The organism is Stenotrophomonas sp. TWI169 (assembly GCF_039674705.1).
Lineage (GTDB): Bacteria > Pseudomonadota > Gammaproteobacteria > Xanthomonadales > Xanthomonadaceae > Stenotrophomonas > Stenotrophomonas maltophilia_P.
In genome coordinates this window covers 1-24,332 of the sequence record NZ_JBDJOB010000012.1, presented here as the reverse complement: position 1 = coordinate 24,332, position 24,332 = coordinate 1, and the positions used below count along the sequence as shown (strand labels likewise).

26 protein-coding genes are annotated in these 24,332 nt (G+C 67.5%); 18 read left to right on the top strand and 8 right to left on the bottom strand.

The genetic code is table 11. The features are described from left to right. Positions 1-324: 324 nt before the first annotated feature. Both apbC and dcd read left to right on the top strand, forming a co-directional pair. Entirely contained in the window at positions 325-1,179 is an 855-nt protein-coding gene (apbC, locus tag ABE543_RS10940) for an iron-sulfur cluster carrier protein ApbC (RefSeq protein WP_053516830.1), read from the top strand. Positions 1,180-1,253: 74 nt separating this feature from the next. Then, positions 1,254-1,826: a dCTP deaminase gene (gene dcd / locus ABE543_RS10935; protein ID WP_065174891.1), complete on the top strand. Its 573-nt coding sequence runs from the start codon at positions 1,254-1,256 to the stop codon at positions 1,824-1,826. Between the two features lie 66 nt (positions 1,827-1,892). On the opposite strand, the gene ABE543_RS10930 is transcribed toward dcd, so the two are convergent. Genes ABE543_RS10930 through ABE543_RS10920 form a run of 3 tightly spaced genes read right to left on the bottom strand, consistent with a single transcriptional unit; the run spans position 1,893 to position 3,166 of the window. Continuing rightward, positions 1,893-2,060 (bottom strand): DUF5668 domain-containing protein, encoded by a 168-nt coding sequence (locus ABE543_RS10930; RefSeq protein ID WP_005410498.1) that lies wholly within the window; start codon positions 2,058-2,060, stop codon positions 1,893-1,895. Positions 2,061-2,075: 15 nt separating this feature from the next. After that, the gene (locus ABE543_RS10925) at positions 2,076-2,498 is read right to left on the bottom strand and encodes an HIT family protein (protein ID WP_053516834.1); all 423 of its coding nucleotides are present in this window, start codon (positions 2,496-2,498) and stop codon (positions 2,076-2,078) included. Further along, positions 2,495-3,166 carry a dienelactone hydrolase family protein gene (locus tag ABE543_RS10920; protein ID WP_065174892.1) on the bottom strand — a complete coding sequence of 224 codons (672 nt, stop codon included), beginning with the start codon at positions 3,164-3,166 and terminating at the stop codon, positions 2,495-2,497. The genes ABE543_RS10925 and ABE543_RS10920 overlap by 4 nt, the downstream gene beginning before the upstream one ends. A gap of 345 nt (positions 3,167-3,511) precedes the next feature. Here ABE543_RS10920 and ABE543_RS10915 point away from each other — a divergent pair, with 345 nt between their 5' ends. The 3 genes from ABE543_RS10915 to ABE543_RS10905 all read left to right on the top strand — a co-directional run bounded on the left by ABE543_RS10915 (position 3,512) and on the right by ABE543_RS10905 (position 6,612). After that, positions 3,512-4,036, top strand: a complete 525-nt coding sequence (locus ABE543_RS10915; RefSeq protein ID WP_346475677.1) for a hypothetical protein — start codon at positions 3,512-3,514, stop codon at positions 4,034-4,036. 384 nt (positions 4,037-4,420) lie between these two features. Then, a complete protein-coding gene (gene rimO, locus ABE543_RS10910) occupies positions 4,421-5,782 on the top strand; it encodes a 30S ribosomal protein S12 methylthiotransferase RimO (protein WP_053516842.1) in 1,362 nt (453 codons plus the stop codon). 2 nt (positions 5,783-5,784) lie between these two features. Then, a complete protein-coding gene (locus ABE543_RS10905) occupies positions 5,785-6,612 on the top strand; it encodes a DUF3025 domain-containing protein (RefSeq protein ID WP_346475676.1) in 828 nt (275 codons plus the stop codon). Between the two features lie 52 nt (positions 6,613-6,664). On the opposite strand, the gene greB is transcribed toward ABE543_RS10905, so the two are convergent. Continuing rightward, positions 6,665-7,171 carry a transcription elongation factor GreB gene (gene greB / locus ABE543_RS10900; RefSeq protein WP_053516845.1) on the bottom strand — a complete coding sequence of 169 codons (507 nt, stop codon included), beginning with the start codon at positions 7,169-7,171 and terminating at the stop codon, positions 6,665-6,667. Positions 7,172-7,206: 35 nt separating this feature from the next. Next, positions 7,207-8,712, bottom strand: coding sequence for a helicase HerA-like domain-containing protein (locus tag ABE543_RS10895; protein ID WP_053516846.1), 1,506 nt, complete (start codon positions 8,710-8,712; stop codon positions 7,207-7,209). Between the two features lie 123 nt (positions 8,713-8,835). On the opposite strand from ABE543_RS10895, the gene ABE543_RS10890 reads away from it, so the two are divergent. Together ABE543_RS10890 and ABE543_RS10885 are read left to right on the top strand one after the other, a co-directional pair. Next, complete coding sequence (locus ABE543_RS10890; protein WP_065174896.1) at positions 8,836-10,446, top strand: transglycosylase SLT domain-containing protein; 1,611 nt, start codon at positions 8,836-8,838, stop codon at positions 10,444-10,446. Positions 10,447-10,469: 23 nt separating this feature from the next. Then, positions 10,470-10,817: a ribonuclease E inhibitor RraB gene (locus ABE543_RS10885; RefSeq protein ID WP_346475675.1), complete on the top strand. Its 348-nt coding sequence runs from the start codon at positions 10,470-10,472 to the stop codon at positions 10,815-10,817. Positions 10,818-10,878: 61 nt separating this feature from the next. On the opposite strand, the gene asd is transcribed toward ABE543_RS10885, so the two are convergent. Further along, positions 10,879-11,721 (bottom strand): archaetidylserine decarboxylase, encoded by an 843-nt coding sequence (asd, locus tag ABE543_RS10880; RefSeq protein WP_053516850.1) that lies wholly within the window; start codon positions 11,719-11,721, stop codon positions 10,879-10,881. Beyond that, complete coding sequence (locus tag ABE543_RS10875) at positions 11,718-12,368, bottom strand: SCO family protein (protein ID WP_065174897.1); 651 nt, start codon at positions 12,366-12,368, stop codon at positions 11,718-11,720. Before ABE543_RS10875 ends, asd begins: the two co-directional genes overlap by 4 nt. Positions 12,369-12,490: 122 nt before the next feature. On the opposite strand from ABE543_RS10875, the gene prmB reads away from it, so the two are divergent. From prmB to ABE543_RS10835, 8 genes are all read left to right on the top strand, one after another. Next, positions 12,491-13,420 (top strand): 50S ribosomal protein L3 N(5)-glutamine methyltransferase, encoded by a 930-nt coding sequence (gene prmB, locus ABE543_RS10870; RefSeq protein ID WP_065174898.1) that lies wholly within the window; start codon positions 12,491-12,493, stop codon positions 13,418-13,420. Further along, the gene (aroC, locus tag ABE543_RS10865) at positions 13,417-14,520 is read left to right on the top strand and encodes a chorismate synthase (protein WP_053516854.1); all 1,104 of its coding nucleotides are present in this window, start codon (positions 13,417-13,419) and stop codon (positions 14,518-14,520) included. Before prmB ends, aroC begins: the two co-directional genes overlap by 4 nt. Further along, the gene (locus ABE543_RS10860) at positions 14,513-15,550 is read left to right on the top strand and encodes a D-glycerate dehydrogenase (protein WP_197600337.1); all 1,038 of its coding nucleotides are present in this window, start codon (positions 14,513-14,515) and stop codon (positions 15,548-15,550) included. The genes aroC and ABE543_RS10860 overlap by 8 nt, the downstream gene beginning before the upstream one ends. 90 nt (positions 15,551-15,640) lie before the next feature. Next, the gene (locus ABE543_RS10855; protein WP_053516858.1) at positions 15,641-16,669 is read left to right on the top strand and encodes an aspartate-semialdehyde dehydrogenase; all 1,029 of its coding nucleotides are present in this window, start codon (positions 15,641-15,643) and stop codon (positions 16,667-16,669) included. A gap of 70 nt (positions 16,670-16,739) precedes the next feature. Then, positions 16,740-18,656, top strand: a complete 1,917-nt coding sequence (locus tag ABE543_RS10850) for a FimV/HubP family polar landmark protein (RefSeq protein WP_346475674.1) — start codon at positions 16,740-16,742, stop codon at positions 18,654-18,656. A gap of 26 nt (positions 18,657-18,682) precedes the next feature. Then, a complete protein-coding gene (locus tag ABE543_RS10845) occupies positions 18,683-19,042 on the top strand; it encodes a VOC family protein (RefSeq protein ID WP_065174912.1) in 360 nt (119 codons plus the stop codon). Positions 19,043-19,074: 32 nt separating this feature from the next. Beyond that, the gene (gene truA / locus ABE543_RS10840; protein ID WP_053520070.1) at positions 19,075-19,845 is read left to right on the top strand and encodes a tRNA pseudouridine(38-40) synthase TruA; all 771 of its coding nucleotides are present in this window, start codon (positions 19,075-19,077) and stop codon (positions 19,843-19,845) included. Continuing rightward, the gene (locus ABE543_RS10835) at positions 19,842-20,498 is read left to right on the top strand and encodes a phosphoribosylanthranilate isomerase (RefSeq protein WP_053520071.1); all 657 of its coding nucleotides are present in this window, start codon (positions 19,842-19,844) and stop codon (positions 20,496-20,498) included. Before truA ends, ABE543_RS10835 begins: the two co-directional genes overlap by 4 nt. A gap of 23 nt (positions 20,499-20,521) precedes the next feature. Here ABE543_RS10835 and ABE543_RS10830 read toward each other — a convergent pair whose 3' ends face one another. Beyond that, the gene (locus ABE543_RS10830) at positions 20,522-21,409 is read right to left on the bottom strand and encodes a LysR family transcriptional regulator (protein ID WP_053520072.1); all 888 of its coding nucleotides are present in this window, start codon (positions 21,407-21,409) and stop codon (positions 20,522-20,524) included. A 96-nt stretch (positions 21,410-21,505) separates the two neighbouring features. Between ABE543_RS10830 and trpB the strand changes: the two genes are divergently transcribed. From trpB to trpA, 3 genes are read left to right on the top strand one after another with little or no spacing between them, the layout of a single operon-like run. Then, entirely contained in the window at positions 21,506-22,723 is a 1,218-nt protein-coding gene (gene trpB, locus ABE543_RS10825) for a tryptophan synthase subunit beta (RefSeq protein WP_053520073.1), read from the top strand. Further along, entirely contained in the window at positions 22,720-23,409 is a 690-nt protein-coding gene (locus ABE543_RS10820) for a hypothetical protein (protein ID WP_262218642.1), read from the top strand. The genes trpB and ABE543_RS10820 overlap by 4 nt, the downstream gene beginning before the upstream one ends. Before the next feature lies 1 nt (position 23,410). Beyond that, positions 23,411-24,220, top strand: coding sequence for a tryptophan synthase subunit alpha (gene trpA / locus ABE543_RS10815; protein ID WP_065174902.1), 810 nt, complete (start codon positions 23,411-23,413; stop codon positions 24,218-24,220). Positions 24,221-24,332: the final 112 nt, after the last annotated feature.

Here is a 24,332-nt window from a genome sequence, read left to right as displayed (position 1 = left end):
CTTCACAAGCCAGTGACTCGAGATTAACACGCCATTAACCAAGCGTGTCAAACGTTCACAACGCAGTCATCTTTCTGTGGTCGATTTCCTGTCGGAACGTATCAAGGCGTGTCGAAAACCGCGCAGTGTATTGATTCAACTGGTTTTTCTGTTCCTTCGCAAATCGTGTCTGCTTCCTTAACGGGGGGGGGGCTGGGGTGAACAGGGAGCGAAAATTCTCCGCGGCGCCCACATCTTCGACCAACGCGATCCTGCGCGCCGGTCCTTGAGGCTCCGGCGGTATGATGTCGGGTTCTCCTTCCTGACTTTCCGCCGGAGCCCGCAGTGAACAGTCCGACCCGTCGTCCCCATGCAAGCCAGGTGCAGAAGGGGCTGGCACCGCACGCGCGCATCCGCAACGTGATCGCGGTGGGCTCGGGCAAGGGCGGTGTCGGCAAGTCCACCACGGCCGTCAATCTGGCGGTGGCGCTGCAGCAGCTGGGCGCGCGGGTGGGCGTGCTCGATGCGGACATCTACGGCCCCAGCGTTCCCGCCATGCTGGGCCTGTCCGGCCGCCCGGAAAGCCCGGACAACAAGAGCATCGAACCGCTGCGTGCCTTCGGCGTGGACACCATGTCGATCGGTTACCTGATCGAGGAAGACACGCCGATGATCTGGCGTGGGCCGATGGCGACCTCGGCAATGACCCAGCTGTTCAACGACACCCTGTGGGACGACCTCGACTTCCTGTTGATCGACCTGCCGCCCGGCACCGGTGACATCCAGCTGACGCTGACCCAGAAGATTCCGCTGGCCGGTGCGGTGATCGTCACCACGCCGCAGGACATCGCCACGCTGGATGCGAAGAAGGCACTGAAGATGTTCGAGAAGGTCGAAGTGCCGGTGCTGGGCATCGTCGAGAACATGGCGGTACATACCTGCAGCCAGTGCGGCCACGTCGAGCACCTGTTCGGCGAGGGCGGCGGGGAGCGCATGGCGGCGCAGTACGGCGTGCCGCTGCTGGGATCGCTGCCGTTGCAGATCGGCATCCGTGAGCAGGGTGACGCAGGCACACCGATCACCGCCGCGCAGCCGGATTCCCTGCCGGCCCAGGCCTATCGCCACGCCGCGCAGCGGCTCATCGAGGAAGTGGGCAAGCGCCCGCGTGCCTCGATCCCGATCCTGTCGTCGCTGCTGTAGGGACCGGGCGGGGAGGGCGGTGGCGCCCGGCCCCCTGCTAGAATCCTCGCGCCCCCTCGCACCCAGGACAGAGCATGAGCATCAAGAGTGACCGTTGGATCCGCCGCATGTCCGAACAGCACGGCATGATCGAGCCGTTCGAGGCCGGGCAGGTGAAGCAGGTCAACGGCCAGCGCATCGTCAGCTACGGTACCTCCAGCTACGGCTACGACGTGCGTTGCTCGCGCGAGTTCAAGGTGTTCACCAACATCAACTCGACCATCGTGGACCCGAAGCACTTCGATTCGGGCAGCTTCGTCGACATCACCGCCGACGAATGCATCATCCCGCCCAACAGCTTCGCGCTGGCGCGTACCGTGGAGTATTTCCGCATTCCGCGCGACACCCTCGTGGTGTGCCTGGGCAAGAGCACCTACGCGCGTTGCGGCATCATCGTCAACGTCACTCCGCTCGAGCCGGAGTGGGAAGGCCATGTGACCCTCGAGTTCAGCAACACCACGCCGCTGCCGGCGCGCATCTACGCCAACGAAGGCGTGGCCCAGATGCTGTTCTTCCAGGCGGCGGCCGATGATATCTGCGAAACGTCCTACAAGGACCGTGGTGGCAAGTACCAGGGCCAGACCGGCGTCACCCTGCCGCGCACCTGACGGACCGGTAGCGCCGGGTCATGCCCGGCGTCGCTCGATCGAAGGCGGCGCTTGCGCCGCCTTCGCTTATTTGCCGCGGCCGAACAGCATGGCGATGCCGACGCCGACCAGGGCCACCGGCCACCAGGTCAGCAGCAGCTTGGACAGGTTCAGGTGCGTCCAGCCCAGGTTGCTGGCAAGCATGAACAGCCCGATCAGGATCAGCAGGATGGCGGCGACGAGGTTGAATCGCATCGTGTCGGCACGGTCTCAGGAGTGGGCCGGATATCCTAGCCGTTCCTTCCAGTAGGCGACATGCTGCTGCAGCGCGTCCGGTTCGTAGCGGTGCGCAGGACCGCTGCCCCACACCGGTCCCGGCCACGCCGGATCGCCGTCGTGGCGGCCGATCACGTGGAAATGCAGCTGGCGCACGATGTTGCCCAATGCGCCGATGTTGATCTTCTCCACCCCGTCGGAGCCCTTCAGGGCCTTGCAGGCGCGGTTGAGTTCGGTGCGCAGCTTGTCCTGCTGGTCGCCGTCCAGTTCTATCCACTCCGTTACCCCGGCCAGACGCGGCACCAGGATCAGCCAGGGAAACCGTTCGTCGTTCATCAACCGCACTTGCGACAGCGGGCCTTGCGCCACCAGAACGCTGTCGGTGGCCAGGCGGGAATCAAGTTCGAAATCGCTCATCCAAGATGCTCCGTGAAGAAGTCCAGGGTGCGTTGCAGCGCCAGGGTGGCGCTGTCTGGATCATACGCATGTCCGACCTCGCGGTTGAAGGCATGGTCGGCCGGGTAGACATAGGTCGCCATCTGCGGCAGCTTCTGGCGATGCGCCTCCACGGCCTCAGGTGGGATGCTGCGGTCCTGCGCGCCGAAGTGGAAGATCACCGGCGCCTTCGGTGTCTCGTCCAGATACTGCACGTTGCGTGCGCCGTAATAGCTCACCGAGGGCAGGCCGAGGCGCAGCGCGGACAGCATCGCCACCGTTCCGCCCCAGCAGTAGCCGACCGTGCCGACCTTGCCGAAGGGGGCAAGCCGGGTTGCTGCGGCGCGCACCACTTCCAGTGCCCGTTCAATGCCCAGCGCACTTACCCGTTCCAGGCCCTGTTTCACCCCTTCAGGGTCATAGGGCAGGGCATCGGGGTCGGCGTCCGGGCCATCGACCAGGTCGAAGAACGACGGCGCCAGCACGGCATAGCCTTCGGCGGCGAAGCGCTCGGCCACGCCACGGATGTGCGGATTGGCGCCGAAGATCTCCTGCACGACCACCAGGCCGCCACGCGGCGTGCCCGCCGGCAGGGCCTGCCAGGCCCGGACCGGGCCATGATGCGTATCCAGGGTGATCCATTCGGACATCGTCGGGTTCCTCATAGCAGTGGACAGGCCTGCATTGTCGGCGCTGGGCGGGTTAGCGCGGCGTCTGCGGCTGTGCGTGATCGGGCGGCTGATGCATCGAGCGACGTCGGATCGCGACTTGACCGAATGCGTCGCGGACGATCCTGCCAGGGATTCTGACATCTGATCCGGCCTGGCTCTGACAGTAGATTCAGTAAAGCACCTGCTGAAGCCAAGAGGGCGAGCAGATAGCATTTCGTTCGCGGAACTCCAGTCTGGAGGGGCGATATGGGGCTGATCATAACTCGGCATGTTTCCGGGGCGCGGCGTGAAGGCGCAGGCGCCCGATAAATGGAGTTTCGTGAAATGAAAAAGGAATTCCGCCTTCTGTGTGCATTGGGGATGGCAACAATGCACACGGTGGCTATGGCCAACCAATCGTCGTACCAGGACCGCCAGATGGCGTCATCGGATGGCAGGCAGTGGGTTGAGCGGACGGTGCGCCTTTCTGATTTCGAAGGCGGCGACGTGGCTGTCCAGGTGCGCCTTTTCAAGGATGGAAAGGGCGGTTTTGTATATCGTTACGATGATCAGAATGAAGCCACAAAGCTCTACCACCAGGCCGCCTGCGAAGTCATGAACTCCAAGGCGCGCCATGGCGAAACCGTGATATCTGGCGAGTCGGCCGTCGTTGGTTGGTCCTGTGAGGGTGATTCAGATCCGGCGGAGGATTCGAATCCAGCCTCCAGCGACATGACGCAGCCCAAGGCGGGGTACTACGTCTTTGCATTGGCGCCCAGTGGGAGTGCGCCAATCGGAGTCAATTTCAATTCGGTGGTAACTGCTCGTTTCGAGAATTCGTTGGCAGGGAAATCTACAGGCGCTGCATGACCTCCGCGAGCGATGAATACGCGGGCCCAACAAACAACGGACCAATCAACGTCTATTGATGTCGCAATCAACGCTCCCGTGCGGCCGTGGCGACGGTGGACCGTGAGACGATTGCCGCTCCGTGAGCGTCGAGCCTTCGCAGCGCGTTCCGCCGGGTCGAGCCGGAGCTCCAGCTCAAGCCGCCGGGGGCCTTGACGCGTTCACGGGTACCCCGCTGATGGAGATGGCACGTGGGGCAGAATCCGGGGCGCTCCCCTCAGTACACCCCGGGGCCGTTCAGAGCGCGGCCCTCAACCCCGGTATACTGGCGCCCTTTCAGGCCCCGGCCCCCAGGAACCCCTGCCACTCCGGCAGGGGCCCAGGCCCCCAGAGTCCCGCGATTCCATGTCCCAGCTGAACCCCAAAGTCGGCTTCGTCAGCCTTGGCTGCCCGAAGGCCCTTGTCGATTCCGAGCGCATCCTGACCCAGCTGCGGTCGGAGGGATACGACATCGTCCCGTCCTATGACTCGGCCGACGTGGTGGTGGTCAACACCTGCGGCTTCATCGACTCGGCGGTGACGGAGTCGCTGGACGCCATCGGCGAGGCGATGAACCAGAACGGCAAGGTCATCGTCACCGGCTGCCTGGGCAAGCGCCCCGAACAGATCCGTGAGGCGTACCCGAACGTGCTGGCGGTGTCCGGCCCGCAGGACTACCAGAGCGTGATGGAGGCGGTGCATGAGGCGCTACCGCCCCGGCATGATCCGTTCGTGGACCTGGTGCCCGACTACGGCATCAAGCTGACCCCGCGCCACTACGCCTATCTGAAGATTTCCGAAGGCTGCAACCACGCGTGCAGTTTCTGCATCATTCCGTCGATGCGCGGCAAGCTGGTCTCGCGCCCGGTCGATGAAGTGCTGCGCGAAGCCGAGCGCCTGGTCCGGGGCGGTGTGCGTGAGCTGCTGGTGGTATCGCAGGACACCTCCGCTTACGGCGTGGACGTGAAGTACGCCGAGAAGATGTGGCGCGACAAGGCCTACCAGACCCGCCTGAAGGCGCTGTGCGAGGGCCTGTCCGAGCTGGACGCGTGGGTGCGCATGCACTACGTGTACCCGTACCCGCACGTGGATGACGTGGTGCCGCTGATGGCCGAGAACCGCATCCTGCCGTACCTGGACATTCCGTTCCAGCACGCCAGCCCGCGTATCCTGCGACTGATGAAGCGCCCCGGTGCGGTGGAGAAGACGCTGGAGCGCGTGCAGAACTGGCGTCGCATCGCGCCGGACATCACCGTGCGTTCGACCTTCATCGTCGGTTTCCCGGGCGAGACCGAAGCGGAGTTCGAGGAGCTGCTGTCGTTCCTCGATGAGGCGCAGCTGGACCGCGTGGGTGCGTTCGCGTATTCGCCGGTCGAGGGTGCTACCGCCAACGCTCTTCCGGACCCTGTCCCGGAAGAGGTGAAGCAGGAGCGCCTGGCGCGCTTCATGGAAAAGCAGGCACAGATCTCGGCCGCACGTCTGGAGGCCAAGATCGGCACGGTGCAGCAGTGCCTGGTCGATGCCATCGAAGGTGACATCGCCGTGGCCCGTTCCAGGGCCGATGCACCGGAAATCGATGGACTGGTGCATATCCAGAATGCCGACCAGGTGCCGCTGCGCGTAGGCGAATTCATCAACGTGGAAATCACCGAGAGCGACGAACACGATCTGTATGGCGACGCGCTGCCGCCGACCACGCGCCCGGCCTTCGACCTGAAGGTGCTCTGATCATGGCCGAGGGTGCTGCCGGCCACGCTGGCAGCCCTCGGCGATTCGTGCCGCCGCCGCGCGCGGCGGTGGACCCGGCGGTGTTCGATCATCCGCTGTTTGCCCGGGTGCGTGCCTTCCGCGATCTTCTGTCCGGCGACCGCTGGCCGACCGTTGCCGAGCTGGATGCGCGGCTGGCGTTGCGCGGGCGGCGACTGGTCGAGCAGGATGCGGCGTTGCTGGCCGATGGCCTGCACTACGAAGTGCGCATCGCGCAGGGGCGTATCGCCACCCGTGCGGCGAGCTGGCACGATCTGTTCAATGCACTGGTGTGGGCGTGTCACCCGCAGCTGAAGCACGTGCTCAACAGGCGGCAATGCCTGCATGTCGCCACGATGCCAACCGGTCAACGCAATCGCGCGCAGGCGGCGCTGACCCAGTTCGACGAGACCGGCGTGATCGTGTGCGTCCAGGACGATGCGCTGATCGCTGCGTGGGACGCCCACGACTGGCCGATGCTGTTCGCGCCGCCGCACTGGCAGGCCGGTCGCATCACCATCGCCGCGGTGTTCGGCCATGCACTGATGGAACAGGCGTTGCTGCCGGGGCGCCTGCTGGTCGGCAAGTGCGTGGTGGTGCGCGGCGATGATGAGGGTGCCTGCATCGAGACCGTGGCCCGGGCGATCGAGCAGGGCGCGACGGTGACCGATCCGCTGCAGCTGCGCCCGCTGCCACTGGCCGGAATCCCCGGCTGGCACCCGCAGCAGGACGCCGCCTTCCATGGCAACGCCGACTACTTCCGCCCGCTGCGGCAGGGCCGCCTGTACCCGCCGCCGCTCTTGCCCCGGTAGCGCCGGGCCATGCCCGGCGCTGGATTGACAGCAACGCCGGGAGGGCTCGGTGTTACGAAGACGGGTACTCGACGCTGATCACCGCGAAAGTGAACCGGCCGCCCGGCAGTTCCACCGAGAATTCATCGTCCAGGCGCTTCTTCAGCACGGCCCGCGCCAGCGGCGAGTCGATGCTGATCCAGCCCAGGCCGGCGTCGGTTTCATCCGGCCCAACGATGCGGTAACGGCTGGTCTCACCACTGTCGATGTTCTCCAGTTCGATCCATGCACCGAAGAACACCGCTTGTGGATCGGTCGGCGTGGTATCGACCACACGCAGCGATTCGAGCCGCTTGGTCAGGTAGCGCACGCGGCGGTCGATTTCACCCAACTGCTTCTTGCGGTAGGTGTACTCGGCGTTCTCCGAGCGGTCGCCCTCGGCGGCGGCAGCGGCCAGCGCCTTCACCACCTCGGGCCGGCGTACCCGCCACAGGTCGTCCAGCTCGGCTTTCAGCCGGGCGTGGCCGGCGGCGGTGATCAGGGCGGTGCTTTTCTCTGCGGGCGGACGCCAACGGGACATGTAATACAGCTTCTTCTCAGGAATACGAAAGGGCCTCAGCGCTTGCCGCCGAAGATGCCGCCCAGGATGCCGCGCACGATCTGGTTGCCCAGCTTGGTCCCGACCGTGCGCGTGGTCTGCTTGGCCATGGTTTCAATCATGCCCTGGCGACGCTTGGTGCCGAAGATCGCATCCTTGATCGCCTGGCCGAATCCACCTTCCTGTGCCTCGTCCTGCTCGCGGCTGCGCGCGGCCGGGGTCTGGGCCTGCTCCACGCTCTTCTGCGCCCGCTGGGCCAGCAGCTCGGCGGCCGATTCACGGTTGACCGCCGTGTCGTAGCGGCTGCCGACCGGGCTGCCGGCACGCACCTGTGCGCGCTCGGCCTCGGTGACCGGCCCCATCCGGCAGCGGGGCGGCGCGATCATCGTCTGCTGGACCGGCATCGGCACGCCCTTGTCCTGCAACGTGGAAACCAGTGCTTCACCGGTGCCGAGCTGGCTCAGCACCTTGGCGACATCCAGCTTCGGGTTCGGCACGAAGGTTTCGGCGGCGGTCCTGACCGCCTTCTGGTCGCGCGGCGTGAAGGCCCGCAGCGCGTGCTGCACGCGGTTGCCGAGCTGGCCCAGGATGTTGGAGGGCACGTCGTCGGGGAACTGCGAGCAGAAGTACACGCCCACGCCCTTGGAGCGGATCAGCCGCACCACCTGCTCGATGCGCTGCACCAGCGAGGAAGGCGCATCGTCGAACAGCAGGTGGGCCTCGTCGAAGATGAACACCAGCTTGGGCTTGTCGAGGTCGCCCACTTCCGGCAGTTGTTCGAACAGTTCCGACAGCAGCCAGAGCAGGAAGGTCGAGTACAGCTTGGGCTTGAGCACCAGCTGGTCGGCGGCGAGGATGCCGATCACACCGCGGCCGTCGTGATTGACCCGCATGATGTCGGCCAGTTCCAGTGCCGGCTCGCCGAAGAAGTTCTCACCGCCGTCCTGCGCCAGCCGCAGCACGGCACGCTGGATCGCTGCGATCGACTGCGCGCTGACCAGTCCGTACTCGGTGGAAATGTCCTTGCGCTCTTCGGCGACCAGGCCGAGCAGGGCCCGCAGATCATCCATGTCCAGCAACAGCAGGCCGCGGTCGTCGGCCAGCTTGAACACGATGTCCAGCACGCCGGCCTGGGTGTCATTCAATTCGAGGATGCGCGCGAGCAGGGTCGGCCCCATCTCGCTGACGGTGGTGCGCACCGGGTGGCCGAGTTTTCCGTACAGGTCCCAGAAGATGGCCGGGCTGCCCGCCGGCGCATAGTCGGCCACGCCGATGTCCGCGGCGCGCTTCAGCAGCGCTTCGCTGCCCGTGCCGGGCACGGCCAGGCCGGACACATCGCCCTTCACGTCAGCGAGGAACACCGGAACCCCGAGCCGCGAGAATCCTTCGGCCAGGGTCATCAGGGTCACGGTCTTGCCGGTGCCGGTGGCGCCCGCCACCAGCCCGTGGCGGTTGCCGAGTTTCGGCAGCAGGGTGACGGCCACATCGTCGGTGATGCCTTTGCCGAGCAGAATCGGATCCATGGTCCAGCCCTTGTGGTGAATGCGCCCAATGTTAACCGGCAGCGATGACGGCCCGAAGGTCGGCTTGCCCCGACCTTGGCGGCGCCGCTACTCTGCCTGCCTGTTTCGCACACAGTGCCAAAAATGCCCGTTCCTGTCCTGATTTCCCGCACCTGGCCGTTGCTGGCCCTGGCTGGCCTGGTTTCCCTGGCCCCCGATGCCCACGCCCAGCGGGTTTCCGCCCGGGACAAAGTGAAGGTAGATGCCCTGCAGCAGCGCATGACGGCTGCCGAGAAGCGTTACAGCGATGCGCTGCTGCTGGTGGCCAACGCCGACCCCAAGGGCAGCAACGAGGCCGACGCGGCGCTGGAGGACATGGAGGATGTCATCAGTGAGTGCGTGAAGCAGAAGGGTTGCCAGATGAGCAACATGCTGGCCACCTACAAGCGCCTGCTCAAGCGCGATGCCGATGCGGCCGCGGAAGACGAGGGCGGTGAACTGCCCGCCGAGCGGCTGGAAGCCGACCCCGACCATATCGGTCCGTTGACCGCCGACGTGCCGGAAGCCGCACGCGCAGCGGCACTGCTCAACGACAAGCGGCACGCCTTCGACAACATGGTCGAGTACAACCCGGCCGTCCAGGCCGGCATCCGCCGCTGGCTGACCGACATGCGTCCGGCGCTGCTGACCAGCTACGAGAACTACCAGAACCTGCGTGCCGTGATGTGGCCGGAGTGGGAGAAGCGCGGCCTGCCCGAAGCGCTCCTGTTCGGCATCATGGCCAAGGAATCCAATGGCCGCGTGCATGCGTCCTCGCGCGCTGGCGCCGCCGGCCTGATGCAGTTCATGCCGGCCACCGGGCGGCGTTTCGGCCTCGGTCCGGACGGCACCGGGTTCGATACCCGCTTCGATGCCCACAGCGCTGCTGAAGCCAGTGCGACCTATCTCAACGAGCGCATGCGCGAGCTCAACAACAACATCGAGTTGTCGCTGGCCGGGTACAACGGGGGTGAAGGGCGCGCCCTGCGCGTGGCGCGCGAGAATCCGGGGCAGAGCTTCTGGGTCGACCGTGTCTACAACCAGTTCCCCGGTGAAACCAAGGATTACGTGCCGATGGTGATCGCTGCGGCGTGGATCTTCCTGCACCCCCAGCAGTACGGCGTGGAGTTCCCGAAGATCAGCGCGCAGCCGGCCACCCTGCGCCTGGCGCGCTCGACCACCATCTACGAGCTGACGATCTGCCTGGGCAGCCACGGCACCCGTGATGGCTACATGCGTGCGCTGCGCAACCTCAATCCGCGTTATGAGGCTGATGGCTGGATTCCGGCCGGCACCCTGATCAACGCAACCACCCGCATCGCGAGCCTGTATCAGCGCAACTGCGTGAGCGGACCGCGTGCCGACCTGGCGCGCACCCTGATCACGGCCGACCTCAATGCCGCCATCGTGCGGCCAAGCGCTGCCAGCTACACCGGCAGCGTGGCGGTGGGCGGCGTGGTGCCGGTGGCCGATGCAGCCAGTTCGACCAGCGTACCGACCGCACCGGTGGCGGCAGTGGCCGCGCCTCGGCCGGCACCGGCCGCGCGACCGAAGCCGGCACGCAGCTACAAGGTCGGCCGCGGCGAGACGCTGGGCCGCATCGCGGCCAAGTTCCAGTGCGACGTGCCGACGCTGGCACGCGCCAACGGTCTGAAGGCACCGGCCTACAGCCTGCGCCACGGCCAGGTGCTGAAGCTGCAGGGCTGCGAAAAGTAATCTCCACGACCTCTGGAACTGCCATGGACCTTGAAGCAACCCGCAACCTGTTCGCCAATCTGCGCGAAAACACCGACTGGGACATCAGCGGCCCGCTGCTGTGGGGCTATTTCTTCGTGCATTCCACTGCCGAGCCGCTGCAGGCACTGGCCGCGCATCTGCAGGCGCAGGGCTACACCCTGGTGGAGGTGTTCGAGCAGGAGCCGGACGACGGGGACGCGCCGTTCCACGTGCTGCATGTGGAGCGCGTGGAGGTCCACGACGAAGCGTCGCTGGATCGCCGCAACCAGGAGCTGGCAGCGCTGGCAGCGCAGATGGGTGTGGAAGACTACGACGGCATGGACGTCGGCCCGGCCCCCACCCTGCAGTAGGGGCCTGTGCGTAGTGCCGGGCGCGTGCCCGGCGCTGCGCAGCAACCCGGTGGCGGGATTGTCAGCGCAGCGTGGCCAGGGCCTGGCCGAGCTGCACCGGTGACTCCGCCGCCAGGTGTGGAGCGAACTCCGCCACGCCCGGCGGCAGCAGCACGACCACGGTCGAGCCATAGTTGAAGCGTGCCATCTCCGCGAAGCGCTCCAGGCGGATGCCTTGGCCGCGATAGTCCTTGCGGGTGATGCGGTCACCGTACTGAGGGATCTCCTCGCCGCTCCACACTGTCTCCACGCCGGAGACCAGCAGCGCGCCGACCATCACGCTCACCATCGGGCCGAAGCTGGTATCGAAATGGCAGACCAGGCGCTCGTTGCGTGCGAACAGGCGTGGCACGCCTGCCACGGCGGCCGGACCCACGCTGAAAAGGCGGCCTGGCACATGCACGGTCTCGCGCAGGGTGCCGGTCCAGGGCATGTGCACACGGTGGTAGTCGCGCGGGGACAGGTAAACGGTCGCGTACAGGCCGTCGTTGAACGGCTTGGCGTCCTCGGCGCTGCCCAGCAGCTCGGCGGCGGTGAACGACTGGCCCTTGGCCTGGAAGATGCGGCCGGCCTCGATGTTGCCGAGCTGGCTGACACGGCCGTCGGCCGGCATCACCAGGGTGCGCGGATCGGCATCGGCCACGCGTGCGCCCGGTTTCAGCGCACGGGTGAAGAACTGGTTGAAGGTGGCGTAACTGCGCGGGTCGGGGTTGGCGGCTTCGTCCAGATTGACGTTGAACCTGCGGCTGACGGTGTCGATCAGCCAGCGCGACACGCGCGGGTTGTCCGAGTACGCCAGCGAGCGCGCCATCGAGGACAACAGGCGATGGGGCAGGGCGTATGTCAGGGCGGTGGTGAGGCTCATGGGGCGGTTTTCTCGGTCAGCTTCTGCAGGTCGCGGGCGATCGCCGGCGCGTTGAACGGGGGGCGCACCAGGCCGGCGAGCCGGCCCTGCGGATCGAGCACGGCCAGGCTGGCCGAGTGCTCGACGGTGTAATCCTCGGGATTCTCATCGAAATGCTTGCCCGGCACCTTCTGGAACACGAAGCCCAGTGCGGTGGCGAAGCGTTCCAGCGAAGGGACGTCGGCGGTGGCCGCCAGGGTGTCCTTGTGGAAGCCGTGCGCGTACTCGCCAAGGCGGGTGGCGCTGTCGCGCTCGGGATCGACGGAGACGAACAGCACCCGCGGACGCAGCCCGTCGGGCAGTGCTTCCCACTGCTGCTGCGCACCGGCCAGTTCGGCCAGGGTGGTCGGGCACACGTCGGGGCAGAAGGTGAACCCCAGGAACACCAGGGTCCAATGGCCCTTCAACTCGCCCGGAATGAGCCGCGTGCCATCGGACTGGGCCAGGTTGAAGTCGGGCAGCTCGCGCGGCTGCGGGTACAGGGTGATCGCTTCGGTGGCCGGCTGGCCGGCCGGGGGCTTCGGAGCAAAGACCTGCTGCGCGGCGAGCAGGCCCAGGCCCGCCGCCAGGGCGATAAGCAGGATGATGCCGACGTTGCGATTGAACATGGGAGCCCCCGCGCGAAGTGGTCCCCATCATACCGGCTGCGGCCTGATCGTTTCCGTCGCAACGGATGCCGGCGCAGGCGCCAGCCCCTATAATCGGGGGCCACTTTGCCCGCAGTACCGCCATGACCGCTGAAACGGCCGCCGAACTCCACACGATCATCGACCTGATCCGCTACGGCACCAGCCGTTTCAACGCCGCCGGGCTGACCTTCGGGCACAGCTACGACAACGCCCTGGACGAGGCGACCCAACTGGTGCTGCACAGCCTGCACCTGCCGCATGACCTGGGCCCGGCGTATGGCCAGGCGCGGTTGCTGCAGGAGGAGAAGGTGCGGGTGCTGGAGCTGTTCCAGCGCCGCATCGACGAACGTATTCCGGCCGCCTACCTGACCGGCGAGGCGTGGTTCGCCGGCCTGAGCTTCAAGAGCGACGCGCGCGCCCTGGTGCCGCGTTCGCCGATCGCCGAGCTGATCGAGTGTGGTTTCGAACCATGGCTGGCCGGCCGCGACGTCAGCCGCGCGCTGGATCTGTGCACGGGTTCGGGCTGCATCGCCATCGCCATGGGCCACTATTACCCGAACTGGGAGGTGGACGGCGTGGACCTGAGCGACGACGCGCTGTCGCTGGCCGAAGAGAACAAGGAGCGCCTGCAGGCGCACAACGTCACGCTGATCAAGTCCGACCTGTTCAGTGGCCTGATCGGCCGCCATTACGACCTGATCGTCACCAACCCGCCGTACGTCACCAACGACGAGACCGATGCCCTGCCGCAGGAATATTCCTACGAGCCGGAAATGGGCCTGCGTGCCGGCGATGACGGCCTGGACCTGGTGCTGAAGATCCTGCGCGATGCGCCGCTGCACCTGAGCGAGGACGGCCTGCTGATCTGCGAAGTGGGCGAGTCCGAGCAGCACCTGGTCAAGCTGCTGCCGGAAGTGGACTTCGCCTGGATCGAGTTCAAGGTCGGGCAGATGGGCATTTTCGCGGTCGAATGCCGCGAGCTGATCGCCCACAGCGCCCGCATCACCGAACTGGCGGCGCAACGGCCGTGAGCTCCAATTCGTTCGGCAAGCTGTTCACCGTCACCACGTTCGGCGAGTCGCACGGGCCGGCCATCGGCTGCGTGATCGATGGCTGTCCGCCCGGGCTGGCGCTGGATGCGGCCGAATTTGCCCACGATCTGCAGCGCCGTGCCACCGGCAAGAGCCGGCACACGTCGGCGCGGCGCGAGGCCGACGAGGTCGAGATCCTGTCCGGCGTGTACGAGGGCCTGACCACCGGCACGCCGATCGCGCTGCTGATCCGCAACACCGATCAGCGCAGCAAGGACTACGCGAACATCGGCCAGCAGTTCCGGCCGGGCCATGCCGACTACAGCTACTGGCACAAGTACGGCATCCGCGATCCGCGGGGCGGTGGCCGTTCCTCGGCGCGCGAGACCACCATGCGCGTGGCCGCGGGCGTGGTCGCCAAGAAGTGGCTGGCCGAGCGCTTCGGCGTCACCGTGCGCGGGTATCTGTCGCAGCTGGGCGGGATCACTCCTGCAGGTTTCGACTGGTCGGCGGTGGAAGACAATCCGTTCTTCTGGCCGCACGCCGCGCAGGTGCCGGAGCTGGAGGCGTACATGGATGCGCTGCGCAAGTCCGGCGATTCGGTCGGCGCGCGCGTGGACGTGGTTGCCGACAACGTGCCCCCGGGCTGGGGCGAGCCGATCTACGGCAAGCTCGATGGCGAGCTTGCGGCGGCGCTGATGAGTATAAACGCGGTCAAGGGCGTGGAGATCGGCGACGGGTTCGCCAGCGCGGCCCAGAAGGGCACTGAACACCGTGACCTGCTGACCCCGCAGGGTTTCGCCAGCAATCACGCGGGCGGCATCCTGGGCGGCATTTCCACCGGCCAGCCGGTGGTTGCGTCGATGGTGTTGAAGCCGACCTCCAGCCTGCGCCTGCCGGGCCCATCGCTGGACACCGCCGGCAACGTGGTCGAAGTGGTCACCACTGGCCGCCATGATCCCTGCGTCGGCATCCGCGCCACGCCGATCGCCGAAGCGATGGTGGCGCTGGTGCTGATGGACCAGGCATTGCGTCACCGCGCGCAATGCGGCGATGTCGGCACCATCACGCCCCGCATTCCCGGGCAGGTCGATGGCTGAAACGCGGCCGACGGTGTGGGTGAGCCAGCCGCTGATCGAGGCGGCCATCGCGCCGCTGCGTGATCGCGTGCAGCTGCGCACCACCGACGCCGTCACCGTGTGGTCGCCTGAGCAGATCGCCGCACAACTGGCCAGCGCCGATGGCGCGATCATCACCCTCAACGAGCGTATCGGCGCGGCCGAGCTGGCCAATGCCTCGCGGCTGCAGGTCGTTGCCAACGTCGGCGTGGGCTACAACAACCTGGATGTGACCGCGCTCAGCGCGGCGGGCATCCTGGCCAGCAATACCCCCGACGTGCTTACCGAGACCACCGCCGATCTGGGCTTCGCACTGCTGATGGCCGCCGCGCGCCGGATCACCGAATCCGAACGCTGGCTGCGTGAAGGGCACTGGCAGCAATGGTCGTTCCAGACCATGCTCGGTGCCGACATCCACGGCAGCACCCTGGGCATTCTCGGTATGGGGCGGATCGGCCAGGGCATCGCCCGTCGCGGCGCGCATGGTTTCGGCATGAAGGTGCTGTACCACAACCGCTCGCGACTGCCAGCAGATGCCGAAGCAGCAGTCGGTGCCGCTTATGTCGATCTGGATACGCTGCTGGCGCAGTCCGACCATCTGGTGCTCGTGCTGCCTTACACCCCGGCCTCGCACCACCTGATCGACGCCGCTGCGCTGGCGAAGATGAAACCGACGGCCACGCTGGTGAACATCGCGCGCGGAGGCCTGGTCGACGAAACAGCGCTGGCCGATGCACTGGCTCATGGGCGCCTGGCCGCTGCCGGGCTGGACGTCTACGAAGGCGAGCCGGCCGTACGCCTGGAACTGCTGGCGCTGCGCAACGTCGTGCTGACCCCGCACATCGGCAGCGCTTCGCTGGCCACGCGTACGGCGATGGTGCAGCGGGCCGTGGACAACCTGCTGGCCGCGCTCGGCCTGGCCGGCGGGCCGGCGCACATGCCGAGCGCGATCAATGCCGACGCGGCGCTGGCCGCACGTGCCGCCCTGGGCAAAAAAAACGGGAAACGATAGGGAGCCTCCGCGCGTTCCGTCCGAGGAGGTTCCCCGAACCCAGCTGTCGTGCGTGAATTTTTCCCATCCGTTTTCTTGAGAGTTCCCCCCATGAGCAATGCACAACGCCGCTTCCATGTCGCCATCGTCGGTGCCACCGGCGCCGTCGGCGAGACCATGCTGGCCATCCTGGCCGAGCGCGGTTTCCCGGTCGGAACCCTGAGCCTGCTTGCCTCCGAGCGTTCGGCCGGTGGTGAGGTCGAGTTCAACGGCGAGAAGGTCAGGATCCAGGACCTGGCGAGCTTCGATCCGAAGGGTGTGGAGATCGCCCTGTTCTCCGCAGGTGGCAGCGTCTCCAAGGAGTACGCACCGAAGTTCGCCGCCGCCGGTGCGGTGGTGATCGACAACTCCTCGGCCTTCCGTTACGACGATGACGTGCCGCTGGTGGTATCGGAGGTCAATCCGGACCAGATCGGCAATCGTCCGCGCGGCATCATCGCCAACCCCAACTGCTCGACCATGCAGATGCTGGTCGCGCTGGCGCCGCTGCATCGTCGCTATGGCATCGAGCGCATCAACGTCTCCACCTATCAGTCGGTGTCCGGCGGTGGACGCTCCGCACTGGAGGAGCTGGGCAAGCAGACCGGCCAGCTGCTGAGTTTCCAGGAGATCGATCCGCAGCGTTTCCCGGTGCAGATCGCCTTCAACCTGATCCCGCACATCGACGACTTCCAGGACAACGGCTTCACCAAGGAAGAAATGAAGCTGGTGTGGGAAACCCGCAAGATCCTGGGCGACGACAGCATCCTGGTGAACCCGACCGCGGTGCGCGTGCCGGTGTTCTACGGCCATTCCGAGTCGGTGGCGATCGAGACCCGCGACAAGGTCACCGTGGCCGAGGCCCGTGCGCTGCTTGAACAGTCGCCCGGCATCGAGGTGGTCGACCGCCATGAAGCCGGCGGCTATCCGACGCCGGTCACCCACGCATCGGGCACCGATGCGGTGTACGTCGGCCGCATCCGCGAGGATCTGTCGCATCCGCGTGGCCTCAATCTGTGGATCGTGTCGGACAACGTGCGCAAGGGCGCAGCCCTGAACGCGGTGCAGCTGGCAGAGCTGGTCGCTGCCGAGCAGCGTTGATCGACAGCCCGGGCGCCCTGGGCTGCTCTGTGCGTGCGGACCCCGGTCCGCACGCTTTATAGTGTCGCCCATGAATAAACGGGCCAAGGGCGCATCGCGCCCGCTCACCTATCTGTCTGCCGCACTGCTGGCTCTGGCCAGCAGTCCGGTGTTCGCGCTGGGGCTGGGCGACATCCGCGTCCTGTCCAGACCCGGTCAGCCGCTGCTGGCGGAGATTCCGGTGGTGTCCGCCGATCCTTCGGAGCTGGAGAATCTGCGCGTGGCGCTGGCATCGCCAGCCACGTTCGAACGTGTCGGCCTGCAACAGCCGACCGGCCTGGTGGGCGAGCTCCAGTTCGAGCTGACCCGCAATGCGCAGGGGCGGGCCGTGGTGCGGGTCACCTCGCAGATGCCGGTGGAGACGCCGTCGCTGAGCTTCCTGGTCGAGGCCGACTGGGGGCAGGGGCGGTTGGTGCGCGAGTATTCGGCCCTGATCGATGCGCCCTCCAGCGCGCTGGCCGTGGCGGAACCGGAAATCGTCGCACCGGCGGGCACGCTCTCCAATACCATCGCCCGCGATCCGCCCGCCGAGGCGGCGGTACCGGCGCCTGCACAGGGCGGGACGCCGGCCAGTGCGACCACGGCGGCTGCACCGGTGCGTCCGCGCGCTGCCGCTGCACCGTCGTTGCCGCCGGCTGCCGATGGCAGCATTACCGTGCAGCGCGGGCAGACCTTGTCGCAGATCGCCAGCGCGGTCGCCCGCGGCAACCAGGTCAGCCGCGACCGGGCGATGATTGCGCTGCTGCGTGCCAATCCCGAGGCCTTCATCCGGGGCAACATCAACCTGCTCAAACAGGGTGCGGTACTGCGCATGCCCGGCAGTGACGCGCTGGCGGCGGTGGATGCGGCCGAAGCCGGTGCCCTGGTCCGCGAACACGCCGCGCAGTGGCGGCAGGCGCGTACCGTGCCGCAGCCGGCAGGCGTTCCTGCACCTGCGGTCGCTGCGCGGGCCACTTCTCCGGCCGCCGCGGCCGGGGCACGACTTGAGATCGCCCCGGCGCTGGCGTCCGACGCCGCGCACGCGGGCACAACCACCGGCACCGGAGCCGGCAGCGAGGGTGACATGCTGGGCAACGAACAACTTCGCCAGGCGCGCGAGGACATCGCCACCCGCGATGCCGAGATCGGCGAGCTGAAACAGCGTGTGGCCGAACTGGAAACGCTGAAGGCACAACAGCAGTCGCTGATCGCGATGAAGGACAACGACCTGGCGGCGGCCCAGCAACGGCTGGCACAGGCGCCGGGCGCGCGTGACGCCGGAACGCCGTGGCACTGGCTGGGACTGCCGGTGCTGCTGGTGCTGGCAGGCGCCGCATGGTTGCTGCGCCGTCGCAAGCCATCGCCGCTGCCGCCGCTGCGCGAGGAAGACGATGCCACAGCTCTGGCGGCGGCCGTGCCGGCCGGTGCCGCGCTCGATACGCTGGCCGAGCAGTCTGCGTGGTCTACCGCCGATGCCGACAGCGGGCGCCAGGAGCCGGCGATGCCGGCCTGGGCGACGATCGCCGACGCCCGATCCGAAGACGGATCGGGCGGCACGGACGAGCAGCCGTCGGGCGATGGCAAGGACGAGGCACCGTTGCCGGAACCCGTGACCGACCTGCCGCGCTGGGACGAACCGGTGGACGAGAGGGGTGTTGGCCGGCCGACGGCCCAGGAAGCGGATTCCGGGGTTTCGGTCCCGGACTACGCGCTGCATGCCGAGCAGCAGCCGCACTTCCGCGGCGTGTTCGACCTGCCCGCCGATCTGCAGGACAACGACGCCCCGTCGGTGGAGGATGCCGGCGACACCTGGTCGCCCCGCGCTGGGCAGGAACGCCTGGAGCTGGCGATCGCCTACCTGGATCTGGGCGACGCACAGACCGCGCGTACCCTGCTGCTGGAGGTTGCCGAAGGGGGCGACCCGGACTGCCAGGCGCAGGCGCGCGAGCTGCTGGCCCGGCTGCCGTGACCGATACCTTCGACAAGGACCCTGCCATGACCCGCGAGCGTCGCATCGACTATGTTGAGTTCGCGTCCCGCGACCCGGCCGCCAGCCGTGCCTTCTTCGAGAAGGTGTTCGGCTGGTCGTTCGTCGATTACGGCAGCGACTACACCGCCTTCGACGATGGTCGCCTGCAGGGGGGCTTCTTCCGCGGCCAGCCGCAACGCGCCACCGAAGGCGCCCCGCTGCTGGTGCTGTACGCCGATCAGCTGGCCCCGGTCGAAATGGCCGTGCGCCAGGCGGGTGGTGAGGTGGTGCGGCCGGTGTTCTCCTTCCCGGGCGGCAGCCGCTTCCAGTTCGTCGAACCCGGTGGCAATGAACTGGCGGTCTGGTCGGAACGCGATCCGGCCTGAGCGTCGTCCACTCCGCAACATCGAGGTAGCACATGCGTTATGCGCTTGGCGTCGAGTACGACGGCAGCGATTTCAGAGGCTGGCAGAACCTGGGAGAGGGCGGTCCCAGCGTCCAGGCCAGTCTTGAGCAGGCCCTGTCTTCGGTGGCCGACGCGCCGCTGCAGGTGGTCTGCGCTGGCCGAACCGACGCCGGCGTGCACGGCCAGTGCCAGGTCGTGCATTTCGATACCGACGTAGTGCGCGACCCGCGCGCCTGGATGCTGGGTACCACCACCCGCCTGCCGCGCTCGATCGCGGTGCGCTGGTGCGTACCGGTGGCGGAGGATTTCCATGCGCGGTTCTCAGCGCGGGCGCGCCGCTACCGTTACCGGCTGCTCAATCGCGAAGTACGGCCGGCGCTGGACCGGCAGACGCTGAGCTGGGAGCGTCGTGCACTGGACGCAACGCTGATGCACACGGCCGGGCAGGCGCTGCTGGGTGAGAACGACTTCAGCGCGTTCCGCTCGGTCCAGTGCCAGGCCCTGCATGCGCGGCGCGAGCTGCAGTCACTGCAGGTCAGCCGCCACGGCGAGGTGATCGAGGTGGCGGTACAGGGCAATGCATTCCTTCATCACATGGTTCGCAATATCGTCGGTTCGCTGATCCTGGTCGGCAGCGGCGAGAAACCGGTGGAGTGGATCGCCGAGCTGCTGGCCGGAAGGGATCGCACCGTAGCCGGTCCCACTGCACCGCCGCAGGGCCTGGTGTTTCTTGGACCGCTGTACCCCGACAACTGGCATCTGCCCGCCGAGGTCACGCTATGAGCCGCTCCTACTACCGTACACGCATCAAGTTCTGTGGAATGACCCGTGCCGGCGACGTGCGCCTGGCCGGCGAGCTCGGCGTGGATGCGGTGGGTTTCATCTTCGCCCGCGAGAGCAGCCGCCGGGTTGCGCCCGCCGAAGCGCGCGCGATGCGCCAGGCGATCGCGCCGATGGTCGACGTGGTGGCGCTGTTCCGCAACAACAGCAAGGAAGAGGTGCGCGAAGTGCTGCGCACCGTGCGGCCCACCCTGCTGCAGTTCCATGGCGAGGAGGACGAGAGCTTCTGCCGCAGCTTCAACATGCCTTACCTGAAGGCGGTCGCGATGGGGGGGCGTGAGGAAGTCAACGCGCGTACCCTGCAACTGCGCTATCCGAGCGCGGCCGGCTTCCTGTTCGACAGCCATGCACCGGGGGGCGGTGGCGGTACCGGTGTTGCATTCGACTGGACCCGCATCCCGACCGGGTTGCATCGGCCATTCCTGCTGGCCGGCGGTCTGACCCCGGACAATGTGTACGACGCGGTGCTGGCGACCCTTCCGTGGGGCGTCGACGTCTCCAGCGGCATTGAACTGGAGCCGGGCATCAAGGACGGCTACAGGATGCGCACCTTCGTCGAGGAAGTGCGCCGCGCCGACTGCACCGTGCTGGAGTAGGACCGGGAGGCTGCGGCGTCACGTTACCTCAGCTGGGCCGCGACCCAGTCCGCCAGGGCGTCGACGCGTGCGTCGGCCTGGCCCTCCGGCCGCGCCAGGACCCAGAAGCCGCCCGTGGCGGCGAAACCCCATGGGGCCAGCAGCCGGCCTGCCGCGAGATCCTCAGCGACCAGCGGCTCCGGCGCGATCGCTGGACCCAGCCCGGCCACCGCCGCTTCCAGCAGGTAGTAAAGGTGTTCGAAACCCGTGCCCAGCCGCAGCCGGGCGGGGTCGAGATCGTGCGCCTGCGCCCACGTCGGCCACGCCTGTGGCCGTGAGCTGGTGTGCAGCAGCGTCTCCTGCAGCAGTGCCGAGGGCGGCACATGGCGCAGGCGCTGCGCCGCCGGATGTGACGGTGCCACCACCACGCCCACCCGCTCGGGCGCCAGCTCGCGCACCTGCCAGCCCCGTGGCCACGGCCCCTGCGCCAGCAGCAGGACCGCATCCAGTGCCGCCTGCGCCTCGGTGAAGCTACCGTCCAGTGCCGACCACTGCAGGCGCACACCGGGCAGTGCGGCCTGCAGGGCGGGGAGGCGCGGAATCATCCAGCGCGCCAGCACGCTGCCGCTGCAGCCCAGTACCAGCGCTGGCGACGCCGCGGGCCGCCGCAGCTCGCGCACGCAGTCTTCGATGCCGGCGAAGGCTTCGCTGCAGGCCGCCTGCAACAGTGTTCCCGATGCGGTCAGGCGCAGGCCACGCCCGGCGCGCTGGAACAGGGCCAGGCCCAGATGATCCTCCAGCAGCTTCAGCTGCCGGCTGACTGCACCGTGGGTCACATGCAGGTCCTGCGCGGCGCGGCCCACACCGCCCAGACGGGCGGTGGCCTCGAACGCGCGCAGGGCATTGAGTGGCGGCAGCAGGGATCGGCTCATGTGAGATTTCCTGACGATATGTGCCAGATAATATCCATTTTCCGGTCATGACCCGTGCGCTAGAGTATCCACCTGTCTGAATCACCGGTCCCTGCCATGTCTGCCTCCCCCATTGCCGACTACCACGCCTTCCCGGATGCCCAGGGCCACTTCGGCCGCTATGGCGGCAGCTTTGTCGCCGAAACCCTGGTCGGTCCGCTGCAGGAGCTGGCCCAGGCCTATGACCAGGCCCGCCAGGACCCCGCGTTCCAGGCGGCCTACGACCGCGATCTGGCTCATTACGTGGGCCGGCCGAGCCCGATCTATCATGCCCAGCGCCTGAGCGACCACGTCGGCGGCGCACAGATCCTGCTCAAGCGCGAGGACCTGAACCACACCGGCGCGCACAAGATCAACAACACCATCGGCCAGGCGCTGCTGGCGGCGCGGATGGGCAAGACGCGCATCATCGCCGAGACCGGCGCCGGCCAGCATGGCGTCGCCAGCGCCACCGTTGCCGCACGCCTGGGCCTGGAGTGCGTGGTGTACATGGGCGCCACCGACATCGAGCGGCAGAAGATCAATGTCTACCGGATGAAGCTGCTCGGCGCGACGGTGGTGCCGGTCACCTCCGGTTCGGCGACCCTGAAGGATGCGCTCAATGAAGCGATGCGCGACTGGGTGACCAACGTGCAGGACACCTTCTACATCATCGGCACCGTGGCGGGCCCGGACCCGTATCCGCGCATGGTGCGCGATTTCAATGCCATCGTCGGCCGCGAAGCGCGCGAACAGATGCTGGCCGAGTACGGCCGGCTGCCGGATGCGATCACGGCGTGCGTGGGCGGTGGCAGCAACGCGATCGGCCTGTTCCATGCCTTCCTCAACGACCGCCAGGTCGAGATCGTCGGCGCCGAAGCGGCCGGTGACGGTATCAACACAGGCCGCCATGCCGCCTCGATCGCGGCAGGGCGTCCAGGCGTGCTGCATGGCAACCGCACCTACGTGCTGTGCGACGACGACGGCCAGATCATCGAGACCCACTCGGTGTCGGCCGGCCTGGATTATCCGGGGGTCGGCCCGGAGCACGCGTTCCTGGCCGACAGCGGGCGCGCGCGCTATCTCGGCATCACCGACGAAGAAGCGCTGCAGGCGTTCCATCTGCTGGCACACACCGAGGGCATCCTGCCGGCGCTGGAGTCCAGCCACGCGCTGGCGCAGGCGATCAAGCTGGCGCGCGAGCGTCCGCGCGACCAGATCGTGCTGTGCAATCTGTCCGGGCGTGGCGACAAGGACGTGCATACCATCGCCGCACGCGAAGGGCTGGTGCTGTGAGTCCCATGCTGCGCCATGGTGGCGCGCTGGTACTGGCAGTGGGGCTGGGCGGCTGCACGCCGCCCGATCCGCCGGTGCTGGCGCCCGCGCCGACGTCTCCGGCGGCCATCGCCCCGGCCCGCCAGGTGGCCAGCAACGACGACGATGCCGCCCATCACCCGATCGAGGATGCACCGTTGCCTGCAGCAGGGGAGGTCGCAGATGACGGGCCCGCGCCGACGGTGGCTTCGGTCGCGCTGGACCATGCCGGCGAGGTGCTGATCGGCCAGCCTTTCAGCGAACTGCAGGCCGAGGCGCAGTGGCACTCGGCTGGCCTCGCCGAGGCGACGGCCGGGCGCTGCGACTATTACGAGCGCGGCACGCTGCCCGAGGGCGTGGCGATGCTGGTGCAGGACGGCAACGTGGTGCGTTTCGACCTGGCTCCGATCGACGATTCGGGCCTGGTGGTGACCCAGCCCGGGCCGTTCGGACTGCGCCTGGACATGCCGCGTGCGCAGGTGCTGCAGCAGATGCCGCGGGGCGTCATCGCAGCTGCGCTGGGCGTTGATGCCGACGCCGGCGAATCCCTGCTCTGGCAGGACCCCGGTTCCGATCTGGCGATCCGCGTGGAGATCGTGGATGGCACCGTATCCAGAATGCATTGGGGCGCCAGCGGCGCCGTTGACCTGATCGAAGGATGTATCTGACATGCCCGTATCCCGACTCGACGCCTGTTTCCAGCGCCTGCGCGAACAGCAGCGCAAGGCACTGATTCCCTTCGTCACCGCTGGCGATCCTCTGCTGGAAGCAACCGTGCCGGTCATGCATGCACTGGTTGAGGCGGGCGCCGATGTGATCGAACTGGGGGTGCCGTTCTCCGATCCGATGGCCGACGGCCCGACCATCCAGCGCAGTTCCGAACGTGCGCTGGCGCGCGGTGCAGGCAGCCGTTACGTCCTGCAGGCGGTAGCGCAGTTCCGCCAGCGCGATGCGCAGACGCCGGTGGTGCTGATGGGCTATCTCAATCCTGTGGAGATCCATGGCTACGCGGCATTCGCCAAGGCCGCGGTGAGCGCCGGCGTGGATGGCGTGCTGCTGGTCGACCTGCCGCCGGAGGAAGCCGGCGAAGCCCAGCAGGCCTTTGATGCGGAAGGCCTGGCCCTGGTCCTGCTTGCCTCCCCGACCACCAGCCCGGCACGCGCGGACAAACTGCTCGCGCTGGCGCGGGGCTACCTGTACTACGTCAGTTTTGCCGGTGTCACCGGTGCGTCCGACCGCCTCGACAGCGAGGCCGCCAGCGTACGCCTGCAGGCGCTGCGTGAACGGGCCACGGTCCCGGTGGTGGCCGGCTTCGGCATCCGCGATGCCGCCAGTGCGGCGGCCATGGCGCGCGAGGCAGACGGTGTGGTGGTGGGCAGCGCCCTGGTCGCGGCACTGGCCGAAGCAACCTCGGCCGAAGAGGCGGCCCAGCGGGCGCACGCATTCCTGGCGCCCCTGCGCCAGGCCCTGGACGCCTGACGGCAGCGCCCGGCCATGCCCGGCGGGGGGGCCGTCGGCGGTTACGCCGGGCCGGGGCCGGGGCGGCCGGCGCGAAACGGACGTGCCCGCAGGGTTTTTACGCCGCCGCCCC

What these genes read in the sequence shown, in the direction of transcription:
- dcd (WP_065174891.1), top strand. Translation starts at nt 1,254, where the DNA reads ATGAGCATCAAGAGTGACCGTTGGATCCGCCGCATGTCCGAACAGCAC.
- ABE543_RS10930 (WP_005410498.1), bottom strand. Translation starts at nt 2,060, where the DNA reads ATGCGATTCAACCTCGTCGCCGCCATCCTGCTGATCCTGATCGGGCTG.
- ABE543_RS10925 (WP_053516834.1), bottom strand. Translation starts at nt 2,498, where the DNA reads ATGAGCGATTTCGAACTTGATTCCCGCCTGGCCACCGACAGCGTTCTG.
- ABE543_RS10920 (WP_065174892.1), bottom strand. Translation starts at nt 3,166, where the DNA reads ATGTCCGAATGGATCACCCTGGATACGCATCATGGCCCGGTCCGGGCC.
- ABE543_RS10915 (WP_346475677.1), top strand. Translation starts at nt 3,512, where the DNA reads ATGAAAAAGGAATTCCGCCTTCTGTGTGCATTGGGGATGGCAACAATG.
- rimO (WP_053516842.1), top strand. Translation starts at nt 4,421, where the DNA reads ATGTCCCAGCTGAACCCCAAAGTCGGCTTCGTCAGCCTTGGCTGCCCG.
- ABE543_RS10905 (WP_346475676.1), top strand. Translation starts at nt 5,785, where the DNA reads ATGGCCGAGGGTGCTGCCGGCCACGCTGGCAGCCCTCGGCGATTCGTG.
- greB (WP_053516845.1), bottom strand. Translation starts at nt 7,171, where the DNA reads ATGTCCCGTTGGCGTCCGCCCGCAGAGAAAAGCACCGCCCTGATCACC.
- ABE543_RS10895 (WP_053516846.1), bottom strand. Translation starts at nt 8,712, where the DNA reads ATGGATCCGATTCTGCTCGGCAAAGGCATCACCGACGATGTGGCCGTC.
- ABE543_RS10890 (WP_065174896.1), top strand. Translation starts at nt 8,836, where the DNA reads ATGCCCGTTCCTGTCCTGATTTCCCGCACCTGGCCGTTGCTGGCCCTG.
- ABE543_RS10885 (WP_346475675.1), top strand. Translation starts at nt 10,470, where the DNA reads ATGGACCTTGAAGCAACCCGCAACCTGTTCGCCAATCTGCGCGAAAAC.
- asd (WP_053516850.1), bottom strand. Translation starts at nt 11,721, where the DNA reads ATGAGCCTCACCACCGCCCTGACATACGCCCTGCCCCATCGCCTGTTG.
- ABE543_RS10875 (WP_065174897.1), bottom strand. Translation starts at nt 12,368, where the DNA reads ATGTTCAATCGCAACGTCGGCATCATCCTGCTTATCGCCCTGGCGGCG.
- prmB (WP_065174898.1), top strand. Translation starts at nt 12,491, where the DNA reads ATGACCGCTGAAACGGCCGCCGAACTCCACACGATCATCGACCTGATC.
- ABE543_RS10860 (WP_197600337.1), top strand. Translation starts at nt 14,513, where the DNA reads ATGGCTGAAACGCGGCCGACGGTGTGGGTGAGCCAGCCGCTGATCGAG.
- ABE543_RS10855 (WP_053516858.1), top strand. Translation starts at nt 15,641, where the DNA reads ATGAGCAATGCACAACGCCGCTTCCATGTCGCCATCGTCGGTGCCACC.
- ABE543_RS10850 (WP_346475674.1), top strand. Translation starts at nt 16,740, where the DNA reads ATGAATAAACGGGCCAAGGGCGCATCGCGCCCGCTCACCTATCTGTCT.
- ABE543_RS10845 (WP_065174912.1), top strand. Translation starts at nt 18,683, where the DNA reads ATGACCCGCGAGCGTCGCATCGACTATGTTGAGTTCGCGTCCCGCGAC.
- truA (WP_053520070.1), top strand. Translation starts at nt 19,075, where the DNA reads ATGCGTTATGCGCTTGGCGTCGAGTACGACGGCAGCGATTTCAGAGGC.
- ABE543_RS10835 (WP_053520071.1), top strand. Translation starts at nt 19,842, where the DNA reads ATGAGCCGCTCCTACTACCGTACACGCATCAAGTTCTGTGGAATGACC.
- ABE543_RS10830 (WP_053520072.1), bottom strand. Translation starts at nt 21,409, where the DNA reads ATGAGCCGATCCCTGCTGCCGCCACTCAATGCCCTGCGCGCGTTCGAG.
- trpB (WP_053520073.1), top strand. Translation starts at nt 21,506, where the DNA reads ATGTCTGCCTCCCCCATTGCCGACTACCACGCCTTCCCGGATGCCCAG.
- trpA (WP_065174902.1), top strand. Translation starts at nt 23,411, where the DNA reads ATGCCCGTATCCCGACTCGACGCCTGTTTCCAGCGCCTGCGCGAACAG.